Below are 12,963 nucleotides of genomic sequence, written 5' to 3'. Positions count from 1 at the left end.
AGGCCAAGCCGTGAAGTTGATCAAGATCGTGTGAGCTGAGAAACGATATCGACTCACTGTGCCGGAGGGCAGACGCCCGGCCCCCTCTGCGGGAACAGATTCGATATCGTTTCTCAGCCCGGCGGTGGTGGCTCTGAACTGCGACTTTCTACCTACCGGCGGGCCCCCTATCGAGCGCGGGTCGGCCGTGCCCCCGGCCTACGGTGCCGGACACGGCCTTCCCCCGCACGGTCGGTTGGTCGGTCACTCCAGGCCGAGCCGGTCGAGCTCTTCGAGGATCTCGGCCCGTTCCACCTCGGTGCGGTGCCGGGCGGCAGCCAGGGCGTCGAGGTCGAGGTGGTCCTCCAGGCCCTGGCGCAGGATGGAGACCAACTGGGTCGGGGAGAGCGATTCGGCCTGTACCGTCTCCGCCATCACCTCTCCCCGTCGGTCCCGGGCCTTCTGCGGCGCGGTGGGCAGCTGGTACCTGGCGATCTGATCCGGGGTCACCGCGAGGTGCACGTAGCGGGGCCGGCGCCCGCCGAGGTCGATGGTGAACTCCGTGACGTCCTCGGCCGCGGCGTCCATGATGCTCAGGCCGGAGGGGTCGTAGTCCCCGATCACCAGCACCGTCGTCGGGCGCCGCCGCTGGCTGATGCGCGCGGCCGCGTCGTACTTGCCGGTGACGCTGCTGAACCCGCCCCCGCTGAACGTCGAGACGCCGTAGTCGACCGCGACCTGCCCGATCATCGGGACCATGCCGGCGGCCTCCACCCACAGTTCCAGGACCTGGGGCTGACCCGCCGTCGGGTCGTGCTGGTACCACTCCCCCCGGGAGCGCATGGTGCGCCAGAACTCGGCCGGCCCCTGGTACCCGCCGGCGTAGTAGTCGGCGCCGCTGTCGTCCCGGATCGCGCCCATCGGGATCATCCTCGCCCGGCGGGCCCGCACCAGGTGCTCCAGCAGCCGCTCGTAGGCCGCCTCCGTCTTGGGATACCCGTACGCGGCGACGGACCGGTAGAAGATCTGACGCCCCGTCATCGGCAAGTGGTCCCGGTACTCCTCCAGGATCGCCTGCACCTGCGCGATCAGGACGGCGGTCTCCCGGCGCGGCTTCCACTCGGCGAAGCCGCGGGGCCTGGTGCGGGTGTAGGAGCGGCCGGAGACGGTGCTGGCGGCGGTGGGCTGGTCGAGGTCCATACCCAGGTCAACGACCGGCACCCGCACGGTGATTCGGCCTGGTGGAGCCCAATTCACGGCATGCCGTGAAACCCGAAATTCAACTCAACTCATTGCAGCTCGGGATGAGTTGAGTTGACGTAATGTAATGAGTTGAGTTAGAATGGAATCCGGTTCGGCGGGCGGGAGGAGCGGGTGATGGAGACCAGCAGTGCGGGGATGTGGCCGCTGCGTGACGACGGCTGGGGTCCGGCGCGGGCCGCCCGGCGGGCGCGCCGACTGGCCGGCTACATCGCCGGGGAACCGGTCCTCACCCTGGATGCGGACGGCACCGCGCGCATGCGCCTGGAACTGTCCGGGACCCCGGCCCGGGCGGCTGCCCGCGCGGCCGCCGGCCGAGGCTTCGCACCCCGGTTCGGCGCGGCCGCCGCGGGGACCGGCCGAGTCCTCGCCCTGTCGGGCTCTCCCGAGGACGTCGCCCGGGCCGCCGCCGCGCTCCCCCGGCTGGTCGACTACACGGACCAGCTGGCCACCCTCGCCGTCCGGACGCTCGGAGAGTGGACCCGCCACTCCAGCGCCGCCGCCCACGTCGCAGCCCTCACCCCGGCCGGCCTCCGCCAGCGCACCCGCGACTTCCGCGCGCAGGCCTTCGCCACCGCCGCCGCCGTCCTCGCCGCGCCGGAGGACCAGGCCGTCGCCAGCGTCGACCCCGATCTGGTCCTGTGGGAGCAGGCCCCCGCGATCGCTGCAGGCCTCGCGGTGTACGGATGGGTGCCGGTCCAGGACGCCTTCGACCCGGCCGACGTCGAGCTGCTGCTCGCCTCCGCCACCACCGGCCCCGCCGCCGAACAGCTCGAACTGCCGCTGTGGGACACCGAGGCGCAGGCCTCGACCACGTCCGCCGCCCCGCAGCTGGTGGTCGTGATCCCCTGCTCCGGACGCAAGCTCCCCGTCGCCGCGGCGGCGGGCGAGATCTACACCGGAAGCCTCCACACCCACGCCCGCCGTACCGCGAACGCCCTCACCGCCTCCGGCGGGACCGTGCTGGTGCTGTCCGCCCGGTACGGCCTGCTGACGCTGGACCAGCAGATCGAGCTGTACGAACACACCTGGGCCGACCCCGGGCACGTCAGCGTCGAGCAGTTGCAGCAGCAGGCCGAACAGCTCGGCCTGACCAGAGCGGCCGAGGTCGTCCTGCTGACGCCCGGCGCCTACACCCAGCGCGCCCTGGCCGTCTGGCCCGACGCCCGCACCCCTCTCGCCCACCTGGGCATCGGCCGGCAGCGCGGCCGACTCACCGCCCTGCGCGAGAACCCGACCGAGTACACCGTCGCCGCATAGCCCCCCAACAGCCGCTCTCCGCCGGGGGGATGAGTTCTCCTCAGTCCCGGCACCTACCGAAGGAGAAGGACCATGTCCGAGAACACCAGCGCCATGTTCGGCACCCCCGCCTCGCCGCCGCTGCGACCCGTCCGGGACGAGGTCTGGGAGAACTGCACCTTCGACGGCTGCACCAGCCCGCTCGCCGAGCAGGACCATCGGCGGCCGTCGGCGTTCTGCGAGCGCCCCGAGCACAACGCCATCACCCAGTGGCTGGCCAAGTACGCCGGGACGGTCGGAGGCACCGCTGCGGTCGAGGAGTTGCCCAACCGAGCCGGCTACCTCTGGGAGGCCGCCGGTGCCGATGGCACCGTGGCCGCCGCCGAGGAGCCGCTCGGCTCCTGGGAGGACGCCGCGCAGGACGCCGTCCGCTTCCTCAACCTGCACACCAGGGACGACCGCCACGTCGGGTGCTTCGAGCCGCACCGCCGCGCCGACGGCGAGTACGTCGACTGCGACGGGCACCCGCTGTAGCCGCTACCGTCGGCACGCCGACCTGCCCGGTGCCAGCCGGGCCCGACCGACCCAGGACGGACTGAACGTTGACCACCGAAACCCCGGCGAGCGCCGGACCGCAGGGAGCCGAGGCCACCTGCAACTACCCGGGCTGCCAGAACCCCCCCGAGCCCAAGGACCCGGCCCGGACCGGCCCGGCGCCGAAGTACTGCCACCTGACCGAGCACAACTCAGTTGCCCGCTGGCGGGCGATGAGGAAGGCCTCCGCCGACAGTAGCCTCGTGCCGGTCGAGGATGACTCCGCCAGCACCAGCCCGGTCACCGACTCCCTGGCGAGCGCCGCCGTGCTGCGGGGCTCGATCGAGCAGCACCTCGCCAGCATCGGCGAGCAGATCCCCCGGTGGCTGGACGCGCTGCAGTCGGCCGGCAACCCGGAGGCCGCCGAGGCCCAGATCGAGGAAGCCGGGCTCGCCGCAGCGCGCGCGGTGACCGAGGCCGACGAGCGCGCCGCCAGCGAGAAGAAGCTGAGGATCGCCGCCGCCACGCGCGCGGAGAAGGCCGAGAAGGAGAAGGCCGAGGCCGAGGAAGCCGCCGACGCCGTGCTCGCCGAGCTCGACCAGAGAACCGCCGCGCACCGGGAGGAACTCGCCCGGTTGGAGGCACAGGAGACGCAGCGCGTCGCGGACGTCGAGGCCAAGATCGCCGAGCTCGACGCCGAGGGGGAGCGTCTGGCTGCCGAGTTCGAGGCGCAGATCACCGCGGCGACGGCGCGGATCGAGGCCGAGGCGGCCGAGCGCATCGCTGAGATCGAGGCCGCCGCGGCGGAGCGGGTCAGCGTCGCCGAGGCCGCCGCCGAGGAACAGCGCGCATTGGCGGAGGCCGCCGACGCGGAGCGCCAGGCCGCGGTTGCCGAGCGGGACCAGGCCCGGGACCAGGCCGAGGCGGCGCAGCGGAACGCGGCGGCCGCAGTCGACGCGGCCGGGAAGCGGGAGGAGGCGAACACGGCGGCCACCGAGAGGGCGCTCGACTCCATGCGCGCCGACCTGGACCGGGCCCGGACGCGGATTATCGAGCTGGAGACGGCCCAGGACCAGCGGGCAGGCCGGATCGAGGCCCTGGTGGTGGAGCGCGGAGCTGTCGAGCAGCGAGCGGGCCGGGCCGAGTTGGAGGTCGAGCGGTTGAGGATGCTGCTCGACCGGCGGGGCGTGGAACTGCCTCCTGCCGCGAGCGGGCAGTAGCGAGCCATGAGCGGGTGTTGGCGTTCCGGGCATGCTCCGACCCGGGCCGCCGATACCCGCGCCGCGGGTAACAGTGCGGGTCTACAGGTCCTCGGGGCGCAGCACGAGGACGGTGGCGAGGTGTTCGCCGGCGCACCAGCGGTCGAGCAGCGCGCCGTCGAGGAGACGGACGTTGGTGCGGGCGGCCCACGCCACCGTCGTACGGGACCACCCGCCGGGGCTGACCAGCAGCCACAGCGCGCCGGTCGGCGCTCCAGCGGGCGGGGCACCGAGCGGCCGCAGCAGGGCGGCGCCGTCCTCCGCCCGCTGGGCGGAGGACTCGCGGGGCATGCAGCGCACCCCGATCCGGGATCCGCCGACGTGCGAGCCGACCAGGTGGACGTCGCCTCCGACCGGAACTTCTCGCACCGTCCAGCCGTCCCGGTGCAGCAGGCCGGCGACGGCCTCCCGGTAGGCGGGTTCCGGCAGTGCGGCGAGCTGATCGGCGGTGAACCGAGCCGGGCCCGGTGCGGTAGCGGGCGGGGCGGAGCGACGGCGGAGCAGCCGCAGTGCCAGCAGGCCCAGCACGACGGAGAACAGCCCGGCGCCGACGCAGCTCCACCACCCCAGGGTGGTGACGAGCATGAGGACCAGGGCGAGCGGGGTGGCGGCGGCCAGGGCGGTGAGCACCAAGGCCGGGAAGACGTCCCCCAGCGTCGGACCGTGTCCGATGTGCCGGTCGTCCTCGCCCATCGCTCCCCGCCTGTCCTCGGTCACTGCAGCCGCCTGGCTCTCACTCTGGGATACCCGGCGGTGCCGGCCGACTGACCCGACGGGTCGTCAGATTCTACTGATTCCCGCCGCCCGTTCCGACGGCCGTACTCGGCCAGAATAAGAGAAGGTGAACCTTCCCGATGGCAGCCCAGACAAATGCCCGGCAGGTTCCGTGGGACGCCCTGATCATCGATCAGCGGATCGTCGGGCGCTACTGGGAGAAGGTCTACCGCCGCGGCCCGGCCGCGTGCTGGTACTGGCTGGCCAGCATTTCAGACACCGGCCATGGAAAGCTGCGGTGCGGATCTCGGAGCGATGGCACTCGCCGGGTGGTGAACGCCCATCAGCTCGGGTGGGCGATCCACCACGGAACCGGCGACCTCGCCGGTCGAGTGGTCCGGCACACCTGCGATGAAAGCTCATGCCAGAACCCGGACCACTGGCTCCTGGGAGAACGGCTGGAAAACGTCGCGGACTTCCTGTCCAGGCGGGTACTGACGGGGCACCCGCTGGCCGACGAGAGAGGCCCTCACGGGCGGGCCGTCGCCATTCGGGAGGCGATCAAGGCGGCCCTGGCGGAAGAGGCAGACGTGGAAGCGGCGATCGGTGCTGCGATTGCGGCGGGCAACAGCTCGAAAGCGGTTCAGGAAGGCCTCTGGTAAGACGTCGGGTAACAGTCCAAAGCCCCCCGCGACTTCCGTCGCGGGGGGCTTTGTGTGGTGATTGCTGCTCGGGGTGATAGTAGCCACAGGGGAAGGCATCCGTCCAGGAATCGACCAGCGCTCGGAAAGGTCGGCGATATACCCCCAGGCCAGACAGTCGGTCAGCACGGAAGAAACCCCCGCAGGCACAACTCGGGCCGGGGCCACACGAGGCCGGGGAGAGGGGGCCGCACCCCCGCCCGCTCGCGAGAGTGGCCATGACAGGCGGGTGCGCGAGGTCAGCGTCCCGCCCCGGCCCGCTGGGCGTCCCCGACCCGCGGGCCGGGGAAGCTTCGGAGCCCCAGCAAGATCGCCAAGCGACCAAAGCGCAGGGTCAAGATCAAACCGATGCATCCCGATCCGCAAGGTTACCAACCAGTAGAACCCCACCAAGATCAACCCCAGAGCAAGATCACTCAGAGAGCCAAATGCAACATGCCCACGACAAAGAACTCCAAGACTAACCCAACGTAATCAATGCAGGTCAAAGCTAAAATCCCCCACTCCCATGCATCACGATCCAATGGGCGCTTGTGTGACCATGCTTCGCTGCGTAGAGTGACCGCATGCTCAGCATCGGTAAGGGCACGGACCCTGGCTACCTGACCAAGTCGGTCGGGCGCGGCGCTGAGCACTACTACCTGAAGGCGATCGAACAGGCGGGCGAACCGGCGGGCCTGTGGGCGGGCGCCGGGGCGGAGATGCTCGGCCTCGGCGGGGAGATCGACGTCCATGGTGAGGCGGTCATGGCCGACCTCTACCGGGACTTCTTGGATCCTCGCCGCCGGGACGACTACTACGCCGAGTTGAAGGCCGCCGGCGTCGAGAGCGACAGCGCCGAAGGGCGCAAGATCCGTAAGGCCTACCTCCTCGGCGCGGCTCCCCGGGACTATAAGAGGGGGATTCCCGCGCGGATCGAGGCGAAATTGGCGAAGGAGCCGCACGCGACTCCCGAGCGCCGCGCCGAGATCGAGCAGGAAGTTCGCCGGGACACCCGGGAAGCGAATACCTATTTCGACCTGACTTTCAGTGCGCCGAAGTCGTGGAGCATCTACCACGCCTCGCTGCAGGCGGCCGGTCGCCACGAGGAGGCGGACCAGGTGTGGGACGCTTGGATGACCGGTGTCCGGGCGGGCATGGAATACATGCAGGAACAGGCCGGAATGTCCCGGGCCGGACACCACGGAGAGCCCGTCGAAGGCCGAGCATCCGGTCGGTATGTCGAAGCTAAAACGTGGGTGTACGCGGTTTTCCGGCAGCACACCAACCGCAACGATGAGCCCAACCTCCACGTCCACGTTCCCGTTCTCAACAAGGTGCCGACCGTCGACGTGGATCCCACCACCGGCGAGGAGCGCACCGTGTGGCGGGCACTGCACGGACAGGAGCTCTACAACCACAAGCAGGCTGGCGGGCACCTTGCCGAGCGGGTCGCGGAAGAGACGCTGACCCGGCTCCAGGGCGTCCGCTTCAGAATGCGTCCGGACGGTCAGGCCCGGGAGATCCTGGGTATCTCTCCGGAATTGCGTGAGAAGTTCTCGACCAGGTCCACGGAAATCCGGCGCGAGGTCAGTTCCTACGTCAAGGAGTTCGAGGAGACCTACGGCCGGACCCCCAGCGCCTACGAGCTCTCGAAGATCTCGCAATTCGTGACGCTGGACCTTCGGGCGAGCAAGAAGCACGCCGCGCCGACCCGCCAGAGCCTGCTGCAGCGGTGGGAGGAGCACGCGATCGCGGAGACCCGCGAGAGCCTGGCGGACGTCCCGGCCCGGGTGCGCTGGGAGTCGCTGCAGGCCGGCGATCCGGCTCCGTTCGACCCGGCGAAGGTCCTCGACCAGGCCGTCGCGGCGCTCCAGGTGGAGCGCTCGACTTGGACCCGGTCGGACCTGGTCGTCGCGATCAACAAGGCCCTGCCGGACTGCCTGGGCGCGCTGGAGCCGGGGCAGGTCACCGGCCTGCTCACGGAACTCGCGGACGCCGCGCTGGAGCCCGGCTCCGGGACGGGCGTCGTGCGCACCACCATCCCGCACCTGGTGCCGATCCCCGCGGAGCTGACCCGCGCCGACGGGACCTTCGTCTACGAGCCGCACCCCAACGGCTTCGTCCGGTACGCCACCGAGGCCCACCTCCAGGCCGAGGACCGCATCCGGCAGCGGGCCGAGGCCTACGGCGCCCGGGTCGTGGAGCGGGACCTGGTGGACACTGCGCTGTCGGCCGGCTCGCTGAACGAGGGCCAGGCCGCTGCTCTGGAGTCGATCGCCACCTCCGGCCGCGCGGTCGAGGTCCTCGTCGGCCCGGCCGGCACCGGCAAGAGCCGCATGGTGGCCACCCTCACCGGGGTCTGGGAGGACTCTGGCGGCTTCGTGCTGGGCGTCGCGGTGGGCCAGCGTGCCGCGAACGTGCTCTCCGAAGAGGGCGTGGAGAACGTCGCCAACCTCACCAAGGTGCTGGAGGTCAACCGACGCCTGGCCGCGGGCAAGAGCGTGTCCGACAAGGACCGGGCGCTGTACCAGATCCGCGCCCAGCACCTGCTGATCGTGGACGAGGCGGGCATGGTTGACACCGCTGACCTGGATGAGGTCCGTCGCATCGCGCAGCAGGTCGGTGCCAAGGTGCTGCTGTCCGGCGACCACGCCCAGCTCGGTTCGGTGGGCGCGGGCGGCATGTTCCGCCAGCTCGCCGAGGACCTGGACCACGTTCACGTCCTGGACGAGGTCCTCCGGTTCACCAGCGACTGGGAGCGGGGAGCCTCCCTCGCTCTGCGCGCCGGTGAGCGCGACGTGCTGCTGGAGTATGACGCCCGCGGCCGGCTGCGCGGCGGCACCGCCGAGGAGATGGCCGAGCGCGCCTATCAGGGCTGGCTGGCCGACCACCTGGAGGGCACCGACTCCCTGCTGATCGCGGCCACCAACAACCAGGCCCACCAACTGGCGATGCGTGCCCGCGCGGACCTGGTGCGGGCCGGCCAGGTCCAGGACGAGGGCGTCGACCTGGTCCGGGAGAAGACCATGATCCGCGTCGGCGTCGGCGACCAGGTCCAGCTGCGGAAGAACGACCGGCGTCTGGTCAGCACGGACGGCCGCTGGGCCGTCAACCGCGACGTCGCCACCGTGGTGGGCCTGGACGAGCACGGCACCATGACCGTCCGGTACGCCGACGGCGCCCTGCTGAACCTGCCGAAGACCTACGTGACCAGCAACGTCGACCTGGCTTACGCCGGAACCGTCTACAGCGCGCAGGGACGCACCGTGAGCACCTGCCACGCCCTGGTCGACCCCAGCGCCAACCGCAACTTCCTGTACGTCGCCCTGACCCGCGGCCGCGAGGGGAACTGGGCCTACGCGATCACCGAGCCGGACGTGCAGAAGGTCGCCCTGGACGAGGAGCCGCCCCGCCTGGAGATGATGGCCGTCCTCGACGGTGTCCTGCAGCGGGAGGACCGCGAGCAGTCCGCGACGATGGCGATCCGCGCCGAGATCGAGCGCGCACACCACCTGGCCGTGCTCGGCCCGATCCGGACCGACCTGCTGGAGGAAGACGCCCAGCGCCGTGTCGGCCAAGTCCTGGTCGACGCGCTCGGCGTCGAGGCGTATCGGCATGTCAGCCAGGAGGAGGCCTTTGGCAGCCTGGTCCGCCTCGCCATGCACCACGAGAGCCGCGGGCACGACGTGCAGACGATGCTGGCCGGCGTCGTCGGCTGGGAGCGCGGACTCGACGACGCCGCCAGCGTCAGCGAAGTTCTGCACTGGCGCCTGCAGCGCGAGGTCGCCTCCGCCGACCATGAGATCGCCCGCACCCTGCGGCTCGCCGCCGAGCAGCTGGCGGCCGCCGAGGCCGCCGAGGCCGAGGCCGCAGTCCTGGCTCAGGCGGATACGGTCGTGCAGGTCATCGCGGCCCAGCAACTGATCGCTTTTACCCCCGAGGATGCCGGGTCCGTGTACGTCGACGGCGAGCAGGTCGGGGAACCGGAGCACACCACCTTCGACAACGCCGGGTCCGTGTACACGGAGCCCGTCTGGCCCGCCCCGGCCGAGCAGGCCGCCCTTGGCCAGTTCACGGCCCTCAACCTGGGTGCCGAAGTACTGCATGCGTGCCAGGACTCAGACGTTCACCATCGCTACGAGCTACAGCGTGAGGCCGAGGTCGCCGAGGCCGCCAGCCTTGAGCGGCTCGGCTACGCGGAGCGGACCCCGGAGATCGAGGGCCCCAAGGGCGAGTACCTGCGGCAGCTGACCGAGCTGATGGACCAGCGCGCCGTCGAGCTGGGCGAGCGCACCGCGGAGAACCCCCCGCAGTGGGCCGTTGAGCGCCTTGGCGCGGTGCCGCAGGACGACCCGCTGGCGCGCGAGGAGTGGATCCGCCGCGCCGGATTGGTCGCCGCCTACCGCGAGGAGCACGGCTACCGGGCGGAGCACGACGCGATCGGGTCCGCCCCGCCGGCGGGCGCGGTCGCGGCGAACTCCGCCTGGGATGTTGCCCGCCGAGCCCTGGGCGTCGACGGCCAGGCCGTCGATTTCGCCCGCGCCAGCGACGCCGAGCTGAACGCGATGGTCGAGCGGCAGCAGCGCGAGGAGGCCTGGGCGCCGCCGTACGTCGCTGACGAGCTCAAGGGCCAGAGCCTGGCCCGGGACGACTACCGGGCGCAGGCCCTGCAGCTGGAGCTGCGGGCGGCGGAGGAGGCCGAGCAGCGGGTTGCCGAGCACGAGGAGGCCGTCAGCGACGCCGTGGTGTCGCCGATGACCGGCCCAGAAGTCTCCCCCGAGGACCAGGCGGTGGCGCAGATGGTCGCGCTACAGGCGGTGCCGTTCCTGCACGACGGCCTGGACGCCAGCGAGGTGCAGGCGGAGATCGAGGAGCAGGCGGAGACCGCCCGGGCCATGGCCGAGGCCGCCGACCAGCAGGTCGAGGTCCTCTCGACGGTGCACGAGACCCGACAGGCCTGGTACGAGCACACCGCCCAGACCCGGGCCGGCGCCGAACTCGCTGCCCGCGAGCTTGAGCGCCGCCAAGCGCCCGCGCCCGCGGAGCCGGACCCGCAGCCGGCGGACTCCGTCGACGGGGCTGTCGCGGCCGCGGTTCCCGGCCAGCAGCCGTACCGGCCGGCCTACACCCAGGAGTACCTGGACCAGATCCTGGGCGTTGCCCAGGAGGCCCGGCGCACGCTGGAGACCCGCGTCGAGCAGCAGCGCGAGCAGGCCGCAGCCGCGGCCGCCGAGGCCGCTGCAGCTGCGGTAGCGGAGGAGCCCGCGCTCAGCGCCGAGGAGTTCGAGCGGCTGCGGCGGGAGCTGGAGTTCCCCTCGATCGAGGCCGCCCCCGCCGCAGCACCTGCGGCCCAGCCCGTTCAGCGAGTGGAGTCCCAGGCACCGCCGGTGCACTACCCGAGGTCCGAGGGCCCGTCCCTGGGCATGTAGAGCAGCGGCCTCGGGCAGGTACTTCGCCGGAGCCGATACCGTCCGTACTCACAGAGGGCTACCGTGCCGTTATGGACAGCTTCGGGGCGCCGCCGCCCCTCGCCCACGCCGGGCCCGTACCGGACTGGACCTTGCTCGGCGCTCCCCTACCCCCCGCTGCCGCCCCCACCGCGCACCTAGTCGGGATGCGGCAGCGCGGCGAGGTCGAGGCCATCGCCGCGGCGATGGCGGACGAGCAGCGCGCAGACCCCTCGGACACGAGCGTGTTCGACGCCGCGGTGCTGGACACCTACCGGTGGGCGCTGGGCCTGCGGCCGGCACCGGTCACCGGCCGAACCGGGCCGGTCGACAGCGAGGCCTTGGAGCTGGAGGACGACACCGCCGACGGATTGATCCACAAGAGCGGGTCGATCCCCCAGGCGTACGCCGTCGGTGTCCAGCACGCCGCGATGTGGCTCCAAGGACTGACAGACGATCAGCCCTGGCCAGGGGCCTACACCTGGGTGGCCGCGTAGGAGAAACGGCGGAGGGGCGGGACCACACCGGATGTGGTCCCGCCCCTCCGCCGTGCCGGACGGCGGTGCTACAGGTCGTGGCCGAAGTCGTCGTCCGGACCAATGCCCGGCGGTTCGACGTCGTGCTCGGCGAGCGGGGCGGCGGACAGCCCCGCGTCCGCCAGCTCGGCCTCGTAGCCGGCCAGCACCTGGCCCTCATAGGCCGCCTGACCGGGTGCCACGTCGGACACCGGCCGGAGCGAGGCGACCAGGGCGTGGTGCTGCTCCGACGTGATGCGGCCCTCGGCCAGGTCGTCGTCCAATCGGCGGGCCTCGTCCTCGGCCGCGGCTTGGGCCCTCTGGGCCTCGAAGGCCTGGTCCTCGCGGGCCTGGATGGCATAGAGGTCTTCTTCGGCGGCCAGCTGGCCAGCCAGGTTCTCCGGGGCATCCGGACCGGTCAGCCGCCGGTAGGCGTCCCGGGGTCGGCCGCCGGCGTCGGTCATCAGCACCTCATACCCGCCGTGGCGCTCCACCCACAGCTCCATCGCGTCTGTGCCCGGCCGGGCGACCCGCAAGTAGGTCGTGCTGTCCCCGAGGGTTTTCGTCTCCAGCAGCTCCATGTCGTGCAGGGCCTGTTCGACGGCGCCCTCCAGCGGGGAGGGAGTCGAGGATGCCTCGATGTTGTCCCAGGGCTGCCAGCCTGCGGGCTTGTTGTCCCCAGGGTGCGTGTCATTCATGCTCACTCCGAGTCGCTGTCGGTCTTGGTCTCGGCCTTCGGCCGGCGGGCGATGTCCATGGCCACCAGCTCCCCCAGCGGGGTGAGCGGGCGGGGGCGCTCAGGATCGGTCTCCCAGGGCTCCGGCTGGTGGTCCGGCGAGTACGGGTAGGCGAACGCGGCGGCGTACTTCTCCGGGTGCCGGTGGAGCCGGGCGACGCTCTTGCCGCCCACGGTGTAGGTCTCGCCCGCGCCGCACGGCTCCAGGTGCTTGGCCAAGAACGCCTCCAGGTGGGGCAGCCACCGCGTCGCCCAGTCGGCGGCCCGGGACGGCGGGGCTTTCTTCACCGAGTAGGCCCAGTGCCAGCACGCGCAGCACCAGATCAGTTCCAGGACCACCCGGCGGTGGAGGTACCAGCACGGGCGCCAGGGCGAACGCCTGCCGCCCAGGTAGTTGGGCCGGAGCACCTCCCCCGCCCACTTGATCAGCCACTTCCAGGTGACCTCGGCGTCCTCCTGGGTCAGTGACAGGAAGTCGGGGACCTGGCTGGGGTCGAACTCCTCCTCCTCGTCCTCCCCGTCCGCCTCCTGGCTCTCCTGGAGCTCCCTGACCAGCAGCGAGAAGTGGCCGACCTGCTCGGCGATCTGCCGCAGCCC

At 71.6% G+C, this 12,963-nt stretch carries 9 protein-coding genes and 1 pseudogene; 6 read left to right on the top strand and 4 right to left on the bottom strand.

The window, feature by feature from the left end; all coding sequences use genetic code 11:
- Positions 1-243 precede the first annotated feature (243 nt).
- Positions 244-1,179 carry a hypothetical protein gene (locus CG736_RS34930; RefSeq protein ID WP_100590121.1) on the bottom strand — a complete coding sequence of 312 codons (936 nt, stop codon included), beginning with the start codon at positions 1,177-1,179 and terminating at the stop codon, positions 244-246.
- A gap of 177 nt (positions 1,180-1,356) precedes the next feature.
- Between CG736_RS34930 and CG736_RS34925 the strand changes: the two genes are divergently transcribed.
- The 3 genes from CG736_RS34925 to CG736_RS34915 all read left to right on the top strand — a co-directional run bounded on the left by CG736_RS34925 (position 1,357) and on the right by CG736_RS34915 (position 4,232).
- Complete coding sequence (locus CG736_RS34925; protein WP_100590120.1) at positions 1,357-2,499, top strand: DUF6884 domain-containing protein; 1,143 nt, start codon at positions 1,357-1,359, stop codon at positions 2,497-2,499.
- Positions 2,500-2,571: 72 nt separating this feature from the next.
- Positions 2,572-3,012 (top strand): hypothetical protein, encoded by a 441-nt coding sequence (locus tag CG736_RS34920; RefSeq protein ID WP_100590119.1) that lies wholly within the window; start codon positions 2,572-2,574, stop codon positions 3,010-3,012.
- Between the two features lie 68 nt (positions 3,013-3,080).
- Complete coding sequence (locus CG736_RS34915) at positions 3,081-4,232, top strand: hypothetical protein (RefSeq protein ID WP_100590118.1); 1,152 nt, start codon at positions 3,081-3,083, stop codon at positions 4,230-4,232.
- An 81-nt stretch (positions 4,233-4,313) separates the two neighbouring features.
- On the opposite strand, the gene CG736_RS34910 is transcribed toward CG736_RS34915, so the two are convergent.
- Positions 4,314-4,988: a hypothetical protein gene (locus CG736_RS34910; RefSeq protein ID WP_157815844.1), complete on the bottom strand. Its 675-nt coding sequence runs from the start codon at positions 4,986-4,988 to the stop codon at positions 4,314-4,316.
- A 137-nt stretch (positions 4,989-5,125) separates the two neighbouring features.
- On the opposite strand from CG736_RS34910, the gene CG736_RS34905 reads away from it, so the two are divergent.
- The 3 genes from CG736_RS34905 (at position 5,126) to CG736_RS34895 (ending at position 11,612) form a co-directional block, all read left to right on the top strand.
- On the top strand, positions 5,126-5,647 hold the full coding sequence (locus tag CG736_RS34905) for a hypothetical protein (protein WP_100590116.1): 522 nt from the start codon (positions 5,126-5,128) through the stop codon (positions 5,645-5,647).
- Between the two features lie 605 nt (positions 5,648-6,252).
- Positions 6,253-11,097 (top strand): MobF family relaxase, encoded by a 4,845-nt coding sequence (gene mobF / locus CG736_RS34900; RefSeq protein WP_100590115.1) that lies wholly within the window; start codon positions 6,253-6,255, stop codon positions 11,095-11,097.
- 71 nt (positions 11,098-11,168) lie between these two features.
- Entirely contained in the window at positions 11,169-11,612 is a 444-nt protein-coding gene (locus CG736_RS34895) for a hypothetical protein (protein ID WP_100590114.1), read from the top strand.
- Between the two features lie 68 nt (positions 11,613-11,680).
- Here the strand turns inward: CG736_RS34895 and CG736_RS34890 are convergent, their stop codons facing one another.
- Entirely contained in the window at positions 11,681-12,328 is a 648-nt protein-coding gene (locus CG736_RS34890) for a hypothetical protein (protein ID WP_100590113.1), read from the bottom strand.
- Between the two features lie 2 nt (positions 12,329-12,330).
- Positions 12,331-12,963, bottom strand: a pseudogene (locus CG736_RS34885) (hypothetical protein); the annotation flags it as partial.

The sequence above is a fragment of the Kitasatospora sp. CB02891 genome, assembly GCF_002803145.1.
Lineage (GTDB): Bacteria > Actinomycetota > Actinomycetes > Streptomycetales > Streptomycetaceae > Kitasatospora > Kitasatospora griseola.
The sequence above is the reverse complement of the archived record's forward strand: the minus strand, read 5'-3'. Positions and strand labels throughout refer to the sequence as shown.

Excerpts from the sequence above, each read along its gene's own strand:
- CG736_RS34930 (WP_100590121.1), bottom strand. The coding sequence starts at position 1,179 with ATGGACCTCGACCAGCCCACCGCCGCCAGCACCGTCTCCGGCCGCTCC.
- CG736_RS34925 (WP_100590120.1), top strand. The coding sequence starts at position 1,357 with ATGGAGACCAGCAGTGCGGGGATGTGGCCGCTGCGTGACGACGGCTGG.
- CG736_RS34920 (WP_100590119.1), top strand. The coding sequence starts at position 2,572 with ATGTCCGAGAACACCAGCGCCATGTTCGGCACCCCCGCCTCGCCGCCG.
- CG736_RS34905 (WP_100590116.1), top strand. The coding sequence starts at position 5,126 with ATGGCAGCCCAGACAAATGCCCGGCAGGTTCCGTGGGACGCCCTGATC.
- mobF (WP_100590115.1), top strand. The coding sequence starts at position 6,253 with ATGCTCAGCATCGGTAAGGGCACGGACCCTGGCTACCTGACCAAGTCG.
- CG736_RS34895 (WP_100590114.1), top strand. The coding sequence starts at position 11,169 with ATGGACAGCTTCGGGGCGCCGCCGCCCCTCGCCCACGCCGGGCCCGTA.
- CG736_RS34890 (WP_100590113.1), bottom strand. The coding sequence starts at position 12,328 with ATGAATGACACGCACCCTGGGGACAACAAGCCCGCAGGCTGGCAGCCC.